The sequence below is a fragment of the Pseudomonas sp. BN417 genome (assembly GCF_029871205.1).
Lineage (GTDB): Bacteria > Pseudomonadota > Gammaproteobacteria > Pseudomonadales > Pseudomonadaceae > Metapseudomonas.
Map to the genome: position 1 here is coordinate 1 of NZ_SSOJ01000011.1, position 20,275 is coordinate 20,275.

The 20,275-nt window shown below is 69.9% G+C and carries 15 protein-coding genes; all 15 read right to left on the minus strand.

What is annotated here, in order from left to right; all coding sequences use genetic code 11:
* Positions 1-73: 73 nt before the first annotated feature.
* Entirely contained in the window at positions 74-1,369 is a 1,296-nt protein-coding gene (locus E8F11_RS00190; RefSeq protein ID WP_280286780.1) for a DUF4157 domain-containing protein, read from the minus strand.
* 11 nt (positions 1,370-1,380) lie between these two features.
* Positions 1,381-1,746, minus strand: coding sequence for a type II secretion system protein GspG (locus tag E8F11_RS00195; protein WP_280286781.1), 366 nt, complete (start codon positions 1,744-1,746; stop codon positions 1,381-1,383).
* A gap of 9 nt (positions 1,747-1,755) precedes the next feature.
* The gene (locus tag E8F11_RS00200) at positions 1,756-3,000 is read right to left on the minus strand and encodes a DUF4157 domain-containing protein (RefSeq protein ID WP_280286782.1); all 1,245 of its coding nucleotides are present in this window, start codon (positions 2,998-3,000) and stop codon (positions 1,756-1,758) included.
* Between the two features lie 55 nt (positions 3,001-3,055).
* Positions 3,056-7,771, minus strand: coding sequence for a DUF6519 domain-containing protein (locus tag E8F11_RS00205; RefSeq protein ID WP_280286783.1), 4,716 nt, complete (start codon positions 7,769-7,771; stop codon positions 3,056-3,058).
* 13 nt (positions 7,772-7,784) lie between these two features.
* A complete protein-coding gene (locus E8F11_RS00210; protein ID WP_280286784.1) occupies positions 7,785-10,148 on the minus strand; it encodes a phage tail protein in 2,364 nt (787 codons plus the stop codon).
* Positions 10,145-12,808: a hypothetical protein gene (locus E8F11_RS00215; protein WP_280286785.1), complete on the minus strand. Its 2,664-nt coding sequence runs from the start codon at positions 12,806-12,808 to the stop codon at positions 10,145-10,147. The genes E8F11_RS00210 and E8F11_RS00215 overlap by 4 nt, the downstream gene beginning before the upstream one ends.
* Complete coding sequence (locus E8F11_RS00220) at positions 12,808-15,369, minus strand: baseplate J/gp47 family protein (protein WP_280286786.1); 2,562 nt, start codon at positions 15,367-15,369, stop codon at positions 12,808-12,810. Before E8F11_RS00220 ends, E8F11_RS00215 begins: the two co-directional genes overlap by 1 nt.
* A gap of 12 nt (positions 15,370-15,381) precedes the next feature.
* Complete coding sequence (locus E8F11_RS00225; RefSeq protein ID WP_280286787.1) at positions 15,382-15,768, minus strand: GPW/gp25 family protein; 387 nt, start codon at positions 15,766-15,768, stop codon at positions 15,382-15,384.
* Position 15,769: 1 nt separating this feature from the next.
* Positions 15,770-16,096 (minus strand): hypothetical protein, encoded by a 327-nt coding sequence (locus E8F11_RS00230; RefSeq protein WP_280286788.1) that lies wholly within the window; start codon positions 16,094-16,096, stop codon positions 15,770-15,772.
* Positions 16,093-16,680 carry a phage baseplate assembly protein V gene (locus E8F11_RS00235; RefSeq protein ID WP_280286789.1) on the minus strand — a complete coding sequence of 196 codons (588 nt, stop codon included), beginning with the start codon at positions 16,678-16,680 and terminating at the stop codon, positions 16,093-16,095. Before E8F11_RS00235 ends, E8F11_RS00230 begins: the two co-directional genes overlap by 4 nt.
* Positions 16,680-17,825: a hypothetical protein gene (locus E8F11_RS00240; RefSeq protein ID WP_280286790.1), complete on the minus strand. Its 1,146-nt coding sequence runs from the start codon at positions 17,823-17,825 to the stop codon at positions 16,680-16,682. Before E8F11_RS00240 ends, E8F11_RS00235 begins: the two co-directional genes overlap by 1 nt.
* A 2-nt stretch (positions 17,826-17,827) precedes the next feature.
* Positions 17,828-18,100 carry a hypothetical protein gene (locus tag E8F11_RS00245; protein ID WP_280286791.1) on the minus strand — a complete coding sequence of 91 codons (273 nt, stop codon included), beginning with the start codon at positions 18,098-18,100 and terminating at the stop codon, positions 17,828-17,830.
* A 10-nt stretch (positions 18,101-18,110) separates the two neighbouring features.
* A complete protein-coding gene (locus E8F11_RS00250) occupies positions 18,111-18,779 on the minus strand; it encodes a hypothetical protein (RefSeq protein WP_280286792.1) in 669 nt (222 codons plus the stop codon).
* Positions 18,776-19,045, minus strand: a complete 270-nt coding sequence (locus tag E8F11_RS00255; RefSeq protein WP_280286793.1) for a hypothetical protein — start codon at positions 19,043-19,045, stop codon at positions 18,776-18,778. The genes E8F11_RS00250 and E8F11_RS00255 overlap by 4 nt, the downstream gene beginning before the upstream one ends.
* On the minus strand, positions 19,042-20,275 hold a 1,234-nt coding region (locus E8F11_RS00260), incomplete at its 5' end, for an ATP-binding protein (RefSeq protein WP_280286794.1). The genes E8F11_RS00260 and E8F11_RS00255, both read right to left, overlap by 4 nt.

The following is a 20,275-nucleotide window of genomic DNA, read 5'->3' on the forward strand; positions in this document are numbered from 1 at the left end:
CGGCTTCTTCCTGCAAGGCGCTGAACATGTCGATTGCCCTCCTTCGGTGGCCCGTGGCGGACCGGTGGCCCGCTCAGGGACACTTGGTCGAACCGCAGGGGTTGGTGTTCCAACTGGTGTTGCCGGTCTTCTTGCGGTGGCAGCAGAGGTCGGCCAGCACCGAGCTGTCGTAGCTCACGGTTACCGTGGTGACGCCAATCCGCGTGTGGTAATTGAGGTCGCGCATCGAGGTGCCGTTGCCGACATGCACGCACGCGTGCGAGCCGGTATTGAGCAACCCTTCGTGGATGGCCTGGATGCCCTTGAAGAAGATCGCGTAGTTCATGGTGCCGGCGCCGCTCTTGGAATAGCGCGCGCCCTTGCCCTTCTTCGCCACCGGGTCGGTGAGGTTGCCGAGCCGGACATTCTCCGAGTCGGTATAGCCCAGGCCTTCCAGGCGCTTGACCTTGGCGTCCTTGACCCGGTCGGTGAGACCGATGCCGAGCATGGTGGAGCCGCCGGCGATGGCCAGCTTCACATTCGGCAGGACCTTGCTCGACGAGCTGCTGTACTTGGCTTCCAGAGTGCCGGTGGGCATGCGTGGCTCCAGTTGGCCGGCCGCCTTCGCATCGGCCTTGTGTCCGTCATCCACCACCGCCTTGTCGAAGTGGATGCTGATGCTCTCCACCCAGGGCTGCTTCTTCGGATCGGTGAGGGTTTCGTTGGCGGCGTCGAAGGCGATGGTGTCCGGGCCCTTGCTGCGGTAGCGGGACAGGCTGCGCGCGGCACCACGCTGCTGAACCACGTGGGTCAGTTCGTGGGCGATCAACTTCTGGCCGGCGCGGGTGCCGGGAACGTACTTGCCGGCGCCGAATACCATGTCGTGGCCCACCGCATAGGCGTCGGCATCGATCTCATGGGCCGAGCGCTCCGCCGGGCTGCCGAGGTGCACCCGCACCTGGGAAAAGTCGTAGCCGAAGCGCGGCTCCATCTGCCGACGCAGGGCCGGCTCCAATGCTTGGCCGGGGCTCGCCAGGGTCTGCGTCACGCTATCGGGGACAACGATGGATTGCCCGCCGGTGTTGCCCGTGAAGCGCTGGATGCGTGATGACAGGCCGTTGATGCTGGGTGCCGTGGCCGTTGCCATCACCTCGTGGGCCACCTGGTCCGCTTCCCGTTCGAAACTGTCGCCCGGCTCGCTGATGGCCAGTTTCGTCGGAAGCTTCGAAGTCTTGTCGCAGCGCGGGCAGGAGCCGCCGCAGGCGCAGCGGGCGGCCGGAGTCTGCGGGCTCGATCGGGCGGGTTGCCGCATGACCACCGGGCCGTGCGGGGGCAGGTGACCTGGCGACTGGGCGCGCGATGGTTCCGGGGGATGGAATGCCAGGGCCATGGGATCGCCTCCTACTCGCCGGCATCGAAGCGGACGACGATGTCTTCGTCCAGGCCCGTGCCGCCAGCCGTCCCATCGGCACCAAGGCTGGTAAGGGTAACGGCCGACCTGCCTGTGACCTGGTACAGGATGTCGCGGCCCCAGGCATCGACCGTGGCGTTGTCGCGGCCGGGTGTCGGCGGCAGGTCGGACAAGCTCGGCGGAAGGCGGCCATGGGTTTTCCAGTAGGCCCTGATGCGCACGCGGGTGACGCCGATCCGGGTGATGGTGAGATCCCGCGGCGGTATCGACGCGATGAAGAGTCGCGAGAACCCCAGCAGCGCGTTGCGGAGAGTGCCGACGCATGTCGAGAGTATCGAGGGGCGCTCTTTCACCATGGACGGTGCCTACCAGTGACTTGGCGCATCCCTGAACTCCCATTGCGAGAACAGCCGGCAGTTGTGGCGTGCGACCGAATAACCGTCCTGCAGCCCCAGGCGGCTGCCGTCCATGTAAGTGACCCAGTTGTCGGCCTGGGCAACGGTGGGTGTATGGGTACTCACGATGCTGGCGCCGGAGACGGGAGCCGGATCGTAGACCTGACCCTGCAGGATCGCGCCCGTCACCCAGCTGTCCCAGCCCAGCCAGGTCGACGAGAACTGCGGCGCCTGGGCTCCGGTGGCGGCGAAAGAATAGCAGCGCTTGGCGCGCGAGGGCCGATCCACGCAGACCTGCTGGTGAACCAGGTTGTTGAGGAACCCCGCGCCTGTATTGCCGGTTTCCAGGGTGATTTCGGCCGTGGTCCCCGACACCGTGGGAACGGCGGATACAGCGGCGTCGCCCCCAGCCTCGCGGCTCGACGGGGGTGCAGGGGGAATCTCGACATCAGCGCTATCGCCATCGTAGGAGCCCGGTGCCCCTGAATCGGCGGTTCCCGGCGTGCCGCCATCGCTGTCATCGAGCTGTCGTCTCAGGTATCCGTTGCTGGCTTGGCTTCCCACCCCCGATTGCTGCACCACATGGGCGAGCTCGTGGGAGAGCAGGTGCCGGCCCTCGCGGGTTCCCGGTGTGAACCGGCCGGTATTGAACACGATGTGCTGTCCCACAGTGTAGGCATGGGCGTTCACGTCCCGCGCCGATTGCGCGGCCGCCGAGTCGGCGTGCACCTGCACGCCGGAGAAATCCCGGGCGAACCGCGGCTCGAAGAATGCCCTGGTTTGCGCGTCCAGGGCCCGGCCCGTACTGCCGAGCACCGCGTCGACGCTGGCGGGTGCGGCCGGCGCCGATGCCGAAGCACCGGCAGATGCGGACCTGGGTTGCAGCAGTGGCGCTTCGCTCTCCTTTTCGCACTGGGTGCATTTGCGCTGGACACCGGAGGGGGCGGGGCCGAATGGATGCGCTGCGCTCTCCATGCGCATCACCTGGTCGGCCACGGCGTCGGCTTCGCGCTCGAAGGCATCGTCGGGGGCTCCGACCTTGAGCGCGGATTTGGCCTGGCAGCGTGGACAGGACCCGCCGCAGGCGCACGGCGAACGCGAAAGCCGTCCCTGGACAACGGCTGGATGCGGCGGACCCGAAGCCGTGGGATTCGCCATCGCCCCGTCGTTTCGGCGCGCTCGATGCAAGTCGGCTTCCTGCAATGTCGTGAACATGGCGAATGCTGTCCTCCTGCTGCGGGCCGCCGCCTCGGCGGCCGAACTGCGCTGGCTATTTCTTCGGTGTGGGCTTTTTCTTCGCGACCGAGCGGGTAGTGCTGTCCTGCTTCGGCGCTGGTGCCTGCCCCAGGACCTGCTTCGCCATTTCGGTCAGTTTCTCCGCCTGCTCGGCGCTACCGACGATCCTGACCAGCGTCTTCGGATTGGCCTCGACTATCCCCTCGACATCCCGGATGCCGCCGGCGCCCAGCTGTTTACGGGTGGTTTCGTCCAGGTCGAGCTTGTCCAGCGGGGTGCGCACCTCGGGCTGTGGAGTGGGTTCGGGTGCCGGCTGCGGCATCGGCTCGGTGGGGGCGGCGGGCGTTCCGTAGATCAGCGTGCCGTTGACCGCCACCGACTTCGGCACGACGCGCACCGGTACCACCAGCGTCGCCTGCAGCTCGGCGCCGGTGCTGAAGCGCAGTGCGGTCTTGTCGCGCAGCACTTCCTTGCCGGCGAGGTCGGTTACCCGGGCGAACAGGTCGCCTTCCTTGCCGAGGCGCGCGGTCTGGGCACTGTCGTAGGCCGCGCTGAAGGCGCCCGCGGCGTCGGTGAGGCCGACGCTCTCGACCTGGCTGCCGTTGCTGCGCAGCAGCGAGACCGTGTAGTCGGCCAGGCCCTGGCCACGGTCATTGATGAAGCGGCCACTGAAGGTCGAACCGCCTTCGGGCGCCGTCGGCACGTTGACCGAGAGGGTTTCCGCGCTGGTGGCCAGCAGGCGGCTGGTTTCGGCGCCCGCCTGGCTCTTGGCGTTGAGGGCCGCGCTGGCCGGGTGCTCGGCGCCGTGCTTGCGCATCATGCGCGCCGCCTCGGCCTGGTAGGCCTTGGTGGTCGCGACCTGGGTCGCATTGACCTGGACGATGGCGCGGGCGGTGGTCTGCTGCGTCAGGGTGGTCAGCTCGGCCGAGGTGAATGCGTTGGACGAGAGCGTGCCGCCCAGCTGCTCGGCGTTGGCGGCCAGCACCGTGACGAGGAACTCGCCGATGGACGCGCGGTTGGTGAACAGCCTGCCGCACATGATGGCGTCCAGCACCTGGTTGGGCTGGTCCACGGTCGGCAAGGGGCTCGTCCCGGCGGCTGGCTGGGCGACGATGCAGTGGTCCGCCTGGTTCAGGGCCGTCATGTTCATGCGTCTGCCGGTGGTCAGCAGCGAGAGCGTCCTGGATACGTCCTCGCGCAGCCGCGACGCGGTGGCGCGAACCGTGTCGGCCATCAGCACCGCGTTGGCGAAGAACGGGTCGCCGCGATAGACCGCCGAAGTGTTCGAGGCGTAGCCCAGGTCGTCCACGGCCAGCAGCACCTGCGAGGTGATCGAGCGGTTGGGCAGGCCCAGGCGCACGTAGTTGTCGTCGAACAGGGTCTCGCCGCCCGGCAGTGCGCGTTCGGCCAGGGCGCTGAAACGCCCGCTGCTGGCCGCCGTCGGCTCGAACGCGAGATAGGCGCCGTAGATGCGTGCCAGCAGGCGATGGATACCGCCGAGGTTGAGCAGCAGCACCCCGCCCACCGCCGTGTCGAGGAAGCCGAACAGGCCGCTGAATTCGCTGTTGAAGTGGTTGTTGGCCACCGATACCGGGCCGAAGGCGAAGGCGGTCAGGGCCCGGCCGGCGGGCTGGTCGATGCGGTTGTCGTGCACGCGCAGGGCGGCATGGCGCCCGCTGGAGGTGGACAGCTGCGCGGTGAGCGCCCCGGCGAAACGGATGTACAGGCCGCCACGGATACCGGCGTTGCGGTTCTCCTCGAAGCCGGTGGTGGTGGCGCCATTGGCGGCGAGCACGTTGTCGGTGATCTCCAGGTTGTCGCCGTAGCCGACGAATACGCCGCACACCGGGTCGACGGCACGGGGGCCGTTGTCATTGATGTGGTTGCCGCTGATCCGTGCGGCTTCGACCAGGGCCAGGGACACGCCGCCGCGACCGATGAACTGCGCGTCGGCCAGCAGTGCGTCGGTGAAGGGATTGCGCAGGTTGTGGTGCAGCCGGTTGTTGAGGATCACCAGGTCGCGCACCGGGTCGGTGGCACGCAGCAGCGGCGTCAGCGCAAGGTTGAGCAGCGCGGCGTCGAGGTAGGCGAGCAACGCGGCTTTCGGGTCGTTGCCCGGAATCGCCCGGGCCGGGCCCTTCAGGTCGGTGCCCGCGCGCGGCACGAAACCGATGCCGGAGAGGCCCATCATCGATACATCGTTGGCCTCGATGGTGATTTCATGCAGGAAGCCGCGCCCGCGCGAGGCGGCACGGGGCGCGAGCGTCACGGCGTTGACCAGCACGCCTTCGTCCCGTGTTTCGGCGACGCGCAGCACCTGGTACTGCGGCGACACGTCCAGCCGGTAGGTGCCCGGGGCGGCCTTGATGCTGGCCATGCCTTGCGCATCGCTGCGGTCGGTGGCGACCGTGGCGTCTTCCAGATAGAGATCGACGCCCGGCAGCGGCTTGCCCTGTTCGTCCTGCACCAGGGCAAGAAACTGCCCGGTGGAGGTGACGTTGACGGTGGCCTGCGGCGCGGCATTCGCCGGCGCCGCGGCGAGAATGGCGGGCGCCTCGGGAGGTGGCGGGGGCGCGACCGGGTCGAGGTCGCCGCCCAGGGTGATGCCGTTGCCGGCGCCGCCGACCACGGTGTTTTCCAGGATGCGCACGCGCTCCGACCCGGCGCGCACATGGATGCCACCGATGGCGCGGTAGGGTTGCTGCGGCAGCAGCTGCGCGATCAGCACGGCCCAGACGGCGAAGGCGTATTGCTGCACCAGCAACGGATGCAGGTAGAGGATTTCCGGCCGGGCGCAGGGGTCGGCGGGGTCGCGGGTCGGGTCGTCGTCGGGTTCGTCCGGCTCGTCGGGCGTCTGGTCGATGAAGGGCAGCAGCACCAGGGTGTTGCGCTCGACCAGCACGTCGTCGGCGGCGATCGACAGTGTCGCGCGGCCGTCGACGGTGTCCAGCAGGTGCAGGCGATTTCCCGAGATGACCAGCCCGGCGGCATCGGTGGCGCGGATCGCATTGGTCCGCGCGATCATGCGGTTGTCGTGCAGGCTCAGGTCGCGGCAACCATCTTCGCGGCTGCCGTCGATGCGCACGGCGATGGCGTCGAAACTCACCAGGTCGAGGTCACAGACCTCGATGCCCGCGCAGTCGACGAAATGCAGCAGCGGCTGGCTGCGGGTCTCCGTGCGTGGCAGTACCAGGGTGCGCCAGCGGCAGCCGTGGATCTTCACGTTGCGCCGGCTTTCCAGGCGCAGGTTGGTGCGGTGCACGCCGGGCAGCAGGCAGAGTTCGCCGCCGGCCGCCGGCAGGTGGGTGGCGGCTTCCTCCAGGGAGTTGAAGTCGCCGAAGCTGCTCACCCCGTTACCCACCAGGAAGGTGCAGCAGAGCTTCTGGTTGGTCAGCGGACGGAAGCGCTTGCGGCAGTCCTCGATGCTGCCGGAGATCTCGGTATTGCGCCGGGCGGTCCAGTTGATCTCGGCCAGCGGCACGCGGTGGTAGACGATGCCGCTGGGCGGTGCGTTGTCGATCAGCACCACGGGGTTGGCGATCTCCCCGGCGCGGACGCTGAAGGTCCAGTAGTCCCCCGGGCGGTAGTTGCCGGCATTCGGCGCGTCGAAGGCGAGCAGGATGCCGTCGCGCAGCGGGGCGGGGGCGCCGGCATCGGGAAACGCGGTGATGTCGGCGATACCGTTCCACAGCCGGAAGAACACCGAGTCGGTAGTGGCCGGAAGCGTGCCGAAGCTGGCGGGGGCGGCGAGTTCCAGGTCGTGGTCGGTATCGAGAGTGGCCATGGTGCCGTACACCACTGTCCAGGCGCCGACCAGCTCGTCGTATTGCAGGGCCTCCAGGTAGAACTCGGTGAGGCCGGAATTGACGATGGCGGCACGGCCGGCATCGATGAGCACCCGGTCCGGGTCAGTGGTCGAATCGAAGCGGCCGCGACCGACCAGGCCGCCATTCCACTGGCTCCACTTGAAGCGCGCGGGCGCACCGGGCGGAACCTCGGCGATCTCGACGCGGTACAGGCAATGCTCGAAGCCGGTATAGCCGCCACCGCCGACCATGGGGCAATCGCCGACCAGTTCAATCACCGGTTGCAGGGATACGCTGAGGCGCCCCTTGGACGCCGGGTCGTCGCGCAGCTTGCCGAGAATCGTGGTGCAGTCTTCGCCTGGCGCCAGGCGCAGCAGGCGCAGGCGGAAATTGACGAAGGCGCGTTCGGCGGTGTCCGGGCCGCCGAGCGCCGGTTCGATCAGCCGTTGCGGATACTGGAAGCCGTGCAGGGACTCTTCCGAAACTTCCAGGATCACCGCATCGCGCGTGCCGTCGGTGATCTGATCCGGCGTCGGCACGGGGGTGGCCAGCGGCGGTCCGAGATAGGTCGCCAGGCGTGCCACCGGCGCCAGGGGATCGGCCGGAGTGCCCGCCAGACGGGTGAGGATCCCATCGGCCCAGGCGCGCCCGGGGCGCAGCATCACCTGCACCTGGTCGGCGCCGGCCATGGCCGATTCGACCCGGAAGCCCTGCGGCTCCGAGGCGGGCACCGCGCAGACGCCGGCGCCGATGATGTCGCGCCCGGCCTGGCCGTTCCAGGCCAGCTCCAGCAACTCGCCTTCGGTGAGGTCGGCGTCGAGGGTCACGCGGCCCTGCTGGTGCAGCACGCCGCTGAGGTTGCGTAATGGGCCCAGGGACGGCGGGTTGACCCCGCGTTCGTGCTGGTGGGGGTCGAAGTTCAGTACGGAGAAATCGCCTTGCATGGCTCCCCCTTCGTCAGGTGACGGGTACTACCAGCGGCCTCACGCCAACCGGCATGAATTCCCGTAGCCGCACGTGCAGATTGGTCCACTTGTGTGCCTCCAGCAGGAAGCCGAAGGCGCCCATGGCATCGTCGTCCGGCCCGAGTTCGCGCACGCGGCGGTCGGTTTCGCGCCGCAGCTGCGCGTAACCCGGGTCGTTGAAGCGTTCCGAGGTGAACAGCACGCGGGCATCCGGTGCGTGCACGCAGAAATGATTGGGTGGCAGGCGGTCGGCGGCGCTGCTGAACGCGCTCCACTTGATGCAGCCGCGCTGGTTGTCGAGCACCTCGAAGCGCTGGGTGAAGAGGCCGCCCAGGCCGCCGACCGCGGCCACCCGCACCGGGCCGAAGCAGGTGAGGCCGGCGAAGTCCAGCGCGGCCGCCCAGTCGTTCGACGGATCGGTCGCGGCGGCGATGGCGTACAGCCCGGTCGGCGCGTCGTCGAAGCCCAGGCCGGCGTCGATCACGCTGTCCTGGATATCCAGCCGGTAGCGCGGGTCGACCGCGAGGCTGCCGGTGATCGAGCGCTGGATCACGATATCGGGCGTGGGGGCGAAGGCGTCGATGTCGTCCTGGTCGCTGAAACCGTAGCCGTCCACCAGGCGCAGCGCGGGCTGCATGGGCGCGCGGTCGCCATTGCGCAGGCTGTGGCCGCCCGGCGCCAGCGTGCAGCCGACGATCTCCAGCCGCGCCACCGCGGCCCGGTCGATCAGCGCCTGGCCGGGGGGGAAGGGCGCGGCTTCGTCGGCAGCGATGTACAGGCCCTGCAACCGCACCTGGGGCTCGAACGGCGTGGCGTCGCCGGCCACCACCGGACGCAGCGACAGCGGTTGCGCCAGCAGCAGGATCGGCCGGTGATCGCCGCCGGCGCGTATGGTCAGCGACTGGGCGAGCCGCAGGGAATGGGTACCGTCGACGGCGGTGCCGGGCAGCAGTGAAATATCCATGCGGTGCACCAGGCTGTCATGGATCTCGATCACCACCGGCCCGGTCGCATCCGCCAGACCGTCGAGGGCCGCTTGCAGGGTCATGCCCCCGGCGACCTCGCCGACCCGGCGCAGCTCCGCCGTGGGCGCGAGCGCCGGATAGTGGCGTGACACGGGGTGGGCGCCCACCGGCCCGGTGGCGCCATAGGTGAAGCCGGCGTACAGGCGCGAGACCGGGCTGCCATCCTCCAGCACCATCAATTCGTCGGCCTGTGCCGCCGTCTCCAGGCCGATCAGCACGCGGCCGATATCCGGGTCGATGACGATCTCGCCGATCCGCAGCGGCCGGCGCAGGCCGGTTTCCCAGGCGCAGAGGTTGTCGCCGCGGAACAGCCACTGCCATTGCGTGAGCGGGGCCGGGGGCACCAGCAGCGGCGCCAGCGTCTGCGGCATGAACAGCTGCAGGCCGACGTCGCCCAGGTCGAAGCCGCTCGGCGGTGCGCTGCCGGCATCAAAGAAATCGACCTGCACATAGGCCTCGGGATGGCCCGCCGGCGAGCCGCTGGTGAGGCGGGCATCGAGCATCGGTCCGGGCACGGCATCGGCTTCGGTCAGCGGCGAGATCACCCCGCCCGACGTGCCGGGGCGGAGGAAGCCGGGGCGGCTGGTGTTGAACAGCCGTACCGGGATGTCCAGCGGGTGCAGGTCGAAGCGCAAGGCGAAGCGCGCCAGCCCCGGGGGCTGCACGCCAAGATCGATGGCGCCCTTGGCCAACGGCAGCACCCGCGGCAGGCGATAGGCCGCGAGCCGCCAGAGGAAGATCGCCAGGTTGGGCAGGTTCAGGTGGCGCTGGTCGTCCAGCGCGGGCTTCAGGTCGGCGCTGTAGGCGAAGGGGTCGAAGGGCGTGCCGAGCAATGCCAGTGTGGCCGGGTCGCGGATCGGCGCGGTGCCGCCCCGGGGCACGTCGAAGCGCGTCAGCGCCGGGGTGCCATATGGCGGCTCGCCGCCGGCGTCGGGCCGCTGGTGATTCAGGTGCTGCGACCAGGCGAGGTTCTCGCGCAGTTCGACACTGCGGCAGGCCCAGCCGGTGAGGTTGACCGCCAGCCGCTCGATGGCCCCCAGGGTGCCCTTGCGTCGGCGCAGGGCGATGGTATCGGCCACGTCGGCGCGCAGGGTGCGTGGATCGCCCTTGAGGTGGGTGGTGCCGAGCAGGTCCGCGAGATAGGGGATGACCCAGTCGTCGCAGGTGTCGATGAACAGGTCCTCGTAGAGCTGCGCGATGTGCTGGTGCAGCGCGCCGAACGGACCCTCCACCGCCGCCAGGTAGGCACGCAACTGGTGCGGCGGCGTGACCTCGGCATCGCGGGTGCGGTAGATCTCCGGCAGGCGCTCGAACAGCGGCACTGTGCTCATGGGCATTCCCCTGCGGATGGCTCGCTGACCGGGGTCAGCGTGAGGTGCTGCGAGGCCAGTTGCAGCAGCTCATGGGCACTGCACGGCAGGACCTGCGCCGCCGGGCGGGGCGCCGCCGGCAGCGGCAACGTGGCCGGGTTGGCGACCCCGGCGGCGAACAGGCCGAGCGCGCTGACCTTGCACCAGATCACGCCGGCCACGTTCTGCAGATATCCCTCGATGCGGCTGGCGTACTCCGGCTCGCCGAGCCGCCGCCGATGCAGGCCGAACAGGCCGCTGCGCTCGCTGGCGCTATCGCCGGCCAGGCCGAGGCGGGCGCGCAGGGCCGCCTCGACATCCTCCTGGCGCAAGCCGGGGTCGCGGGCGTAGCTGATGTCGACGAAGGCATGGCGCAGCAACGCCTGCTGTACCACCAGCGGGAAGCGGTCCGGGCCACGGCAGCGCTGGGCGTGGGCCAGCGTCGCCTGCACGGCGGCGAACTCGGCTTCGCGCCCGGCCGCCAGCAGCACCCGCAGGATCACCGCCGGCACGCCTGCATGCAGGTCCCACGCGGCGGCGGCGGTCACCACGCCGGGCACGCCGAGGGTCTCGCTCTCGTAGTCGCGGATGCTGACCAGCCGGCCCAGGCTCTGCACCTTGCCCGGCGCCGCCTCGCGCGCCTTGTCGCCGGGCTCGGGCTCGGCGCCGCCGGAGACGATGCCGGCGAGCGACAGCTTGTCGAAGCCGGGCGGACGCTCGCTGGCGCTGGGTGTGGCACCGGCTTTGATCGGACCATGGGCGCCAACCCCACTGCGGTAGCGGGCCACGACATTCTTCAGGCCCGAGGGCAGGCGCGCGCCCGTCTCGCCATCACCGAACTGCACGAAGCTCTGGCCCTGCGCATTTTCCCGCACGATGTAGACCTGCTCGTCCGCCCCCCGTCCGTAGAAGGCGTCGACCCGTGCCCAGCGGCGTCCCCCGACCCAGATCTCCAGCTCCGGGGTTTGCGGCGGCACGCCGCCGGCGGAGAGGAAGTAGGTCAGGGGTGATTTAGGCAGCGGGAAGGTCTGCCAGGCCTGGCGCTGGTCGCCATTGCCGAGCACCGCGTCGCGCTCGCGCTTGCCCTGGGAGGCGTCGACCAGGTTGCCGAACACGCTGACCACGGGCGCCGCCTCGTCGAAGTCGGCCGGTACGAAGGGCAGGGGCGGTCGGTCGAAACTCAAGGGCCAGGGCTGCGCGACATCCGGCGTCGGCGTGGGGAAGCTGGCGACGCTGCTGGTGCAGACCAGTTCCAGGCTGCGCCCGTCCGGGTGCGCCAGGTACAGGCTCCGCCCGGCCAGGGCCCGCGCCTGGCCGGCGGTGCCGTAGAAGCACAGGGCGTTGCTGCCGTTGGCGAAGGCGCTTTGCGTGGGGGCGGACTGCGGTTTCAGCCGGAGCGTCGGGCTCGTCACTTCGTGCAGCAGGTAGTCGCGCACGTCGCTGAAGGGCGAACCGAGGCCCGTGTGCTTGACCAGAGGCTGGTTCAGCGTCAGCAGCGTGCTCGCGGCGTTGAGGTTGCCGAAGCCGAGGGTGCGGGTCTCCATGGCGGCGATGTTGCGCACGACGCTCAGTGCCACCGGTGCGGCGACACCGTCCTTGCCGACCCGCGTCTGCACGATCAGCCGGCTACCCGGCTGCAGGTCGGCGATCTCCGCGTCCAGCGGGATCAAGGTCGAGGGCAGCGGGATGGACGCGCTGGTGTTGTAGCAACTGTGGTCCTTCTCGATATGCCGTTCGAACCAGGTCGCCGATTCCAGCGCCCCGACTATTTCGCTGCCGCTCTTCTTGCTGGTCACCGTCCGCGGCGGCGCGTTGTGGCCGAAGTGGCGGAACGAGCGGCTGATCCGATAGGCCGTGACCGGCTGGGTCCAGGCCTGCTGCAGGGGCGCTTCGATCTCGACCATGACGCGGCCGAGCCGGCGCGTGACCTGCTTGACCTTGACCACCTGGGGCGCCTGCTGGCTGTCCAGGGTCGTCCCGCCGCTGGTCCAGCCCGGCTCCGGCGGCTGCAGCAGCAGGCGATCGCCGACCTTGAGGTCGAAGGCGGAGAGGCTGGCGCTGTCGGTGGCGCTGCCCACGCCATGCAACTCGAACGCGGTGCTGCCGGCGGCCAGGGTCGCCGGGTAATGACGCGGTCGGTACAGGTTGAAGCGGCCGAGGTGCGGCCAGGCGAGGAGCTCGGCGTCGGTCTCGAAATCGGCCGGTGTCGCCTGGTCTTCCAGCTCCACCTTGACCGCGAAGCCCTGGCCGATGGTGACCGGCAGCTCGCCGCGCGCCTCGAAGGCGAGGGTGGCGCGGCCGCCGATGCCCGGCGCCAGGCGGTAGCCGGTGAGCCGCACCAGTTCGGCCACGCTCTCGCGCCAGGCGGCGGTGCGCAGGTAGGCCTCGTTGGCGTAGTGCTCCTGGTAGAAGCTGAGGATGTCACCGAGGATGGCGGCGCCCTGTAGCAGCGCGATGCCGGGGTCGTCGGCGCCGCGGTGGGTCCAGGCGGCGAGCTCCGGGGCGGCATTTATGCCGCGGGTCATCGCCTCGAGGAAATCGGCATAACGGCCGATGCGGTAGGCGATGCGCGGCAGGCCGGGGCGATTGTCGGCGCGGCGCGGGAAAATGAAGGGGTCGGTGATCAGGGGATTGCACGCCATCATCGCCTCCCGCCCTGGATCTCGAAGCGGATCAGCCCGCGTTCGAGGTGGTCAGGGTCGTTGGCCAGCAGCAGGGTCTCGTCGAAGCCCATCTCCAGCACCGCTGCGCCAGGCACGCCGGGCAAGGGCGCGGAGAAGCGCTTCATGGTGATGCTCACCACATGCCTGATGCCGGCGATTCGGTGGATGCGGCCTTCGAGCATGCTGCGGTGCAGGGACTGGCCGAAGGTCCATTGGTCCGGGTGGAAGAAGCCGGGGCGGCCATCGGAAGTCCAGGCATCGGAGAACTCCTGCTCCAGCACGAAACGCAGGTCTTCGCGCCAGTAGGCTTCATCCGCGCAGACCACCACGCGGATCTCCAGCGGCACGTAGCGTGGCGGGCGCAACTCGATGTCTTCGCCGATCAGCCGGACCGCCTCCAGGTGGGCGGCCACGCGCGGACGCAGTTCGTCCCAGAGTGCGTCGGAGCGCTCGTCGCCCAGGGCGGTGAAGCCGGCCGGATCGATGGCGATGCGCACCGTGCGCCAACTGCCGGTCCAGGCGTAGCGCGCCACCGCCCGCGACACGCCGCTGACCTCTTCGGCGCGGCGCACGTAGTCGGCCAGGGTGACGGCGCGCAGCTGGCGCGCGCGGAAGGCCTCGGGAGCGTTGCGGCGGATGCGTTCGGCCGGCTCCGGATCGCGCCCGTCGGTGACGTCGAAGGGGTTGGTCACCGCGACCACGGCACCGTTCAGCGCGCCGCTCAGGGCCCCGGCATTGACCAGCTGGTCGGCGCCTATGTTGCCGCGATGGTCGCCGCCGACCTGGTACTGGGCATGCACCACGGCGCCGGTGGGCAGCAGGCGGCCGTTGCTGCCGTTGCCGAAGCGCAGCAGGCTGCGCCGGTGTTCGTCGGTTTCCACCATGTAGTGGTCGCCGTTTTCCGCCGAGTCGTCGCTGTGCACCAGGCTCTCGACCTCGTCCCATTGCTCCCGGGCGGCTCCCGGCGGCTCCACCTGCAGCCACAGGGTCGAGCGCGCCGGCTCCTCCCCGGTCGGCGCCGCACTGTCGCGCGGGGGCAGGTAGGCCAGTGGCCCGGCATCGGGCAGGGGCGCCAGTACCCAGTCGCGGCCATCGCCGAAGCGGTCCATGCGCCGGTAGTGGCGATGCTTGACCTGATCGCTGTCGCTCGGCAGCAGTGTGCCCGGCTCGTGGAAGTGCACCTCCAGCGGCCGGCCCTCGTGCACTGGCAGCAGGTTGCCGTAGAAGGTGGAAATGTCGGTCACGCTGGTGGGCGGCGGGCCGGGGCAGAAGGTGGTGAAGGCATAGTCGAAGCGCAGTGCATCGTCCTCGCGCCAGTGCACGCGGACCATCCAGGTGCCGGTCAGCGGGTCGAGGACGGATTCGGCTCCGCCCCGGTCCGGGTCGTCGCCGGGCAGCAGGCGCAGCAATTGCCGTTTGCCGGGGTTGCGGCCGGGCAGGGCGCCGGTCAGCGGGTTGAGCACCTCGGCTATGAGCAGTTCCCGCCACAGCCCGTTGCGCACCAGGTCGCGCAGCGCGTCGGCCTGCGCCTGCGAGGCGAGACCGGCCAGGGGCACCAGGTCGGCGCTGGTGCTGCCGGCGGCCAGCGCCGGTTGCGCATCGCGCCAGGTATGCAGGCGCAGGCGATTGAGCAAGGGGTCCAGGCGCTGGCGCTGCTGCGCTTCGAGCCGGCGCTGGCGGCTGGCGAAGAACACGGCATCGTCCGCGGGCGGGTCGTCGCCGGTCCAGGCCACCAGCTCCTGGTCGTCGAGGCTGAACGGCGCCTGGCCGTCCACCACGTCCAGCGCCAGCCAGGTGCTGGCCTGGTTGCCCTGGTGCAGGTGGTAGTCGACCAGCCTGGCGTGACGCGCCAGGGAAACGCGCTTGCGCGTGGTGGCCAGGTAGGCTTCGGCCATGACCCGGTCCTGGAAGTCGCTGAGTTCGTCGGCGGCGGCGGCGAACAGGTCGATCAGCACCTGGTCATGGTCGGCCTCGCTGGTGCTGGCCCAGCCTGGCACGCGCTCGGCCATGGCGACCATCAGGGTGTGGCGGAAGGAATCGTAGTCCTTGGCCAGGTAGTCGATGGCCGGGTTTGGCGCCTGCGGGCGGCCCGCTTGCGGCGGCGCGCAGTCGTTGGTGAAGCAGCCGGGGCGGAAGCGGAAGCCGATGGCGCTGAAGAAGGGGTCGATCAGGGCGGCGTTCCAGACCAGTTCGAGGCGGTAGGTCGAGTAGTCGCCGACCGGCTCGATGCGCAGCGCCAGGCGTGTCGCGTCGAGGCCTGATACCGCCGTGACCTGGACCTGCCCGGCCGCGTTGCCGGCGACGATGCGCGCGCCGCCGCGCAGGCGGAACACCTGGCGTGCGCGCACCGGGTCGGCGCCGATGTCGGCGAGTATCGCCGCCAGGTGCAGGCCGTTGAAGAAGTGCAGTTCGAGGTCCGCGTGGCCCGGGTTCGGCCCGGCCGGCAGTGACACCAGGGCGAGCTTGAGGCCGTCGAGGCCGTGGCCCTGGAGCACGTCGGCGCGGTCGTCGACCAGGTCGGGAAAGACTATGGCAGCCATGGCGGGCGGGTCCTATCGGGAGTTGCGCTGGAACTTGATGACGCGCGAATCCGGGCTGCCGGCCGGCCGGTATTTCACCGTCACCTCCAGGGTCGCCGCGGCGTCGTCCCAGACCACATCGATCAGCTCCACCGTGAGCCGGTGGCCGAGCCAGCGCGATAGACCGTTGGTGATGCGCGCCTTGACCACGCCGCGCAGGGCTTCCGAAGCCGGCTCGAAGACCAGCTTGCGCACGCCGCCACCGAACTCGGGCAGGAACAGGCGCTCGGCGGGGCTGGTCAGCAGCAGTTGCAGCAGTTCGTCGCGCACATGGGCGTCGTCGTTGGCCGGGGCGACGGTGCGCCCGTCGCTGCCGATGCGGAAGGGGAACGCCAGGTGCCGTCCGTTGGAGAGTGCCATGTCATATCCCCTTGGCTTTCTGCTGGGTCTGCACCACCAGGGCGGTGCCCTGGGGCGCCTGCGCCGCGTTGAGGCAGAGGCCGACGCTGGTCTGCAGCAGCACCGGTACGTTGTTGATCGAGGTCTGGGTGGCCGCGGTCACCCAGCGGATGGTCAGGCAGGGCGAGGGGGCGCTGGGGGCGAACGGGCAGCCGACAATCGGGTGCAGGTCGGTCTGCAGCAGCATCGGCGCGCCGTCCACCAGCGCCAGGGTGTTGCTGGTGATGAGCTGCGCGGTTCCGCCATGGGGGCACATCACGGTGCTGGTGGTGGTGAGGATCGGGATCATGTCGGCGGCGTCCCGAAGCTCATCGCCCCGTTCACCAGGCTCACGCCGGCCGGGCCGACCTTGATGATGCCCTTGTTCAGCGAGATGGAGCCGTTGGTCAGGCTGATCTCGCAGGCTCCACAGGTGATCAGGATCTCGCTGGCGCTGATGACGATCGACTTGGGGATGCCGGTATCGCCGTGGTGGATCTCCACCTTGTCGTTCTTGTCGTCGAGGATCACCTTGTGCCCGTGTTCGGAGATGATCATCCGCACCTCCGGGTCCCGGGGCTGGGGCTGCTGGTCCGAGGCCCACCAGGCGCCGGACCAGATCGGCTGGTCGAGGCGGCCCGCCTCGAACTCGATCCACACCCCCGAGCCCACCTTCGGCAGCAGCACCATGCCGTAGCCGTCACCGGCGAAGGGGGCGGCCGGCAGCGCCCAGCTGCAGGGGTGCTCGCCGAGTACGGCGGGCACCGTGGCGCGGATACGGCATTGCCCGTTCGGATCGCCGACATCGGTGACGGTGCCGCGGTACTTGCCGAAGTAACTGCCGGCGACGCGCTCGACCAGCCGCTCGACCGTGCTTTCCATCAGATCGTCCATCAGAAGATCTCCACGTTCGCCGATATCGAGAGTTGCAGGCCGCCGCCCAGGGCCTCGGCCACCGCCGCGCCGGAAACCTCGGACACCGAGTTGGTTTTGGCTTCGAGTTCCTGGGTGTAGAGCGACGGGGTGATGCGGTGCACCACCTTGGTGATCAGGTAGTCGCCGCTGTAGGGGGTGGCGCCGGCGTCCAGCCGCACCTTGAGGTAGGGGTTCAGCAGGCCGCCGTAGCAGCCGGGAATGACCTGGCTCACCAGGCGGAAGATGTATCCGCTGCGACGCGCCCGCGCGGTGGTGGCTGCCGTCGGGTCTTCGCCGGTGATGTCCGCGGGGGGCATCAGCCGGCGGGGCGTGAGGTCCGCCGGCACGGCCGGCAGGGCGCGCATCAGGCCGAGGTCGGCGGCGCTGGTCTCGAAGCGGGTGACGCCCTGGTCGTCGACCCGCAGCACCTGGGCGTGGCTGCGTTCGCCGCCGTCCGGGTCCTGCCTGACGCTGGCATTGGCGAGGTTGCGGCCGGCGCCGAGCAGCACCAGCGGCGGCAGGTCGGTGGCGTCCTCCGGGTCGGCGAGGAAGCAGCCGATGCTGGCGCCGGGCGCATCCCCGGGCAGGACATAGGCATGGCGATCGTTGGCCGTGGCCAGCTCGCGCAGGAACTGCAGCACGGTGCCGCGCCGGGTGGTGGCTTCGGGCGTGGCCTCGGTGGCGTCGATGCGTGTGTCGCCGATCTGCGCGAAGCGGCCGAACAGCTCGCTGGCGATATCGCTGGCCTTGCGGTTCTCGAAGGTCGGCTCGGTTTCCTCGTCGCGGTTGAGGAAGGCGCTGTCGTCGCGCACCACCATGGTCGCGACGCTGCGGCCGGGCTGCGAGTCGAGGGCGGCGTCGATGCTCACCAGCGGCCCATCGATCAGCGGGGCGAAGCGGCCGTTGCCGATGTCGAGCTCGACCCGCACGCGGGAGAAGGGCTCGCTGGTCTCGCCCGGCCAGTGCAGCCAGGCGCCGTTGGCGTCCAGGCAGAGCACCATGCGCAGGCGGGCTTCCCAGAAGGCGTCCATTTCCTGGGTGACCTCGATCTCCTCGATGCGGCGCAATTGGTCCTCACTGGCGGCGCTGTCGCCGAACCAGACGCGGAAGCGTTGCTCGGCCATGTTCAGCTCCCGGGAACCAGCAGGGTTTCACCGGGGGTTTCCACCAGGCTGCGCCCATCCAGCGCGCTGTTGGCGTCGGCGACGTGCCAGAACTGCGTGGCATCGCCCGTGCGGGCGTGGGCGAAGAGGTCGAGGCGGTCGCCCGCCTGCACCATCTGCGGCTCGCCGCGCGCGGGTGTCAGCTGGCGCAGCTTCAGGGCCACCACTGTTTCGCCGGTGGAGGTGGTGGTCTGCACCGTGGCGACCCGGGAGTAGCGGGAATTGGGCAGGAACATGGCGTATCTCCTAGAGCGGGATCAGTTCGACGATCTGCTCGGCGGTGTTGGCCAGGTTGGCGATGGCCTGGGCTTCCTTGGCGATGGTCGAGTACTCCAGGGCGCCCTTGGCGAGCACGTCGTCGGAGCAGTCGTCGACGGCGATGACGCTGAGCTGGATGTCCACTTCGGCGCGGGTCGGGTTGAGGATCGCGTCGTACTCCAGCTCGGAGATGCTCATGGAATCGATGGTCACCGGCAGGACCCGGGTGAGGCCCCAGATGAACAGGATGCGTGGGTACTTCTCCCGCGGGATCGGTTGTGCCGGCGCGTCATCGCCACCGCCCCCCAGGGCATCGCCGATCGCATCGAGCGCAGCGCCGATGAGGCCGGCGAGCTTCGCGCTCGGCAGGACCATCTTTTCCAGCGCCGCCAGTTGCGGGCCTATGCCGAACAACTGGGCCAGCGCCTTGCCCTCGTCGAGCATGTTGGCGGCGCTGAAGTGGGCCTTGAAGCTGATCTTTTCGAAGGTCTTCTCGCCGGCCTGGGCGGTCTCGCGCTGGGTGGCACCGGTGGGGCGCGGCGGAATCTCCAGGGTGCGCGTCAGCGATTCCGGGTTGAACTGGAAGATCACCACATTCGGGATCGGGCCGATCAGGTCGGTGCCGTACTCGATCAGGGCGCCGCGCAGCAGGGTCATGGCCGCTCTCCCCGTAGACTGCCGGCGATGCGCTGGGCGATGCCCGCCGCGAGCGCGTGGGCGCTGGGAGCGGCGGGGCTGGCCAGCTCGCCGGCGTCGAGGTGTTCGGCCGGCAGCGCTTGCACCGGCTGACCGGTCAGGGCCTTTGCGAGGGCCGGGCCGAGCAGGCGGACGGCCGCTTCGGCGGTTTCCGGCGGGATGCCGCGCAGGTCGAGTTCCAGTGCATCGATATGCAGCCGCCGGCGGCGCGGCGAGGTCGCGGTCATCGTCTGGTCCTCCGGCTGGCGACCAGCTCGGCGTAGGGGCCGAACTGGTCGAGGCTGTTGGCGCGGTCCAGCTTGTCGTACTCGCGCTGCAGGGCGCGCACGATCGCCGGCATGTCGAGGCGCCGCGGCGCGCCTTCGGCGGCGCTCTGCAAGCAGGCGTTGAACACCACGCCACGGATGTGCCCGCCGGCCAGGGCGAAACGCTGGGCGAGGAAGTCGAAGTCCAGGGCGCTGGCGTCGACGTCGGCGGGGATCACGCTGCGCCAGATGCGCAGGCGCTCCTCGGCGTTCGGCAGGGGGAATTCGACGACGAAGCGCAGCCGGCGCAGGAAGGCTTCGTCCAGGTCCTTGCGGCGGTTGGTGGCGAGTATCGCCAGCCCCTTGAAGCGCTCCATGCGTTCCAGCAGGTAGCTGATTTCCAGGTTGGCATAGCGGTCGTGGGCGTCCTTGACCTCGGTGCGCTTGCCGAACAGGGCGTCGGCCTCGTCGAAGAACAGGATCAGGTCGGCCGAGTCGGCGGCATCGAACAGCCGACGGAGGTTCTTCTCGGTTTCGCCGATGTACTTGTTGACCACCTGGGACAGGTCGATGCGGTAGAGCGGCAGGCCCAGTTCGGCGGCCATGGCTTCGGCGGCCATGGTCTTGCCGGTACCCGGCGGCCCGGCGAAGAGGGCGCTGAGCCCGCCTTCGTTCCAGGCGCGCGCGGTGCCCCAGTCGTAGTGCACGCGGGTGAGGTTGCGCATGGCCGCGAGCAGTTCGTCGATCTGCGCGGCCTGGGCCGGCGGCAGCATCAGCTCGGCACGGCCGAAGCGCGGTGTGACCGGCTGGGCCAGGGTGCCGAGATCGAGGTCGGCGCGCGCGGCGGCGAACAGCTCGGCGGCGCTGGGGGGCCGGCCCAGGGCCGCGAGTTCGGCGGCGACTCGGGCGATGGCCGTCCGTTCGTAGCGGAAGCGCCGCGCCAGCTCCGGCAGCAGCGGGGCCAGTTCATGTTCCGGCAGGTGCTGGCGCCAGCAGGCGAGTCGCTGGGCATGGTCCGGGGGTGGCACTTCCAGCGCCGGCAGGCTCTCGCCCAGGCCGCGCAGGGAGCTGCGCTCAGAGACGCCGATGAACAGCAGTAGCGGCAGACCGGGCAGCGGCGGGGCGTCCAGGCCGCCGTCATGGACGGTCGGATCCTTGAGGAGACTCGCCGGCAGGTACAGCGCGCAGCCGCGCAGCCAGGCGACGCAGAGC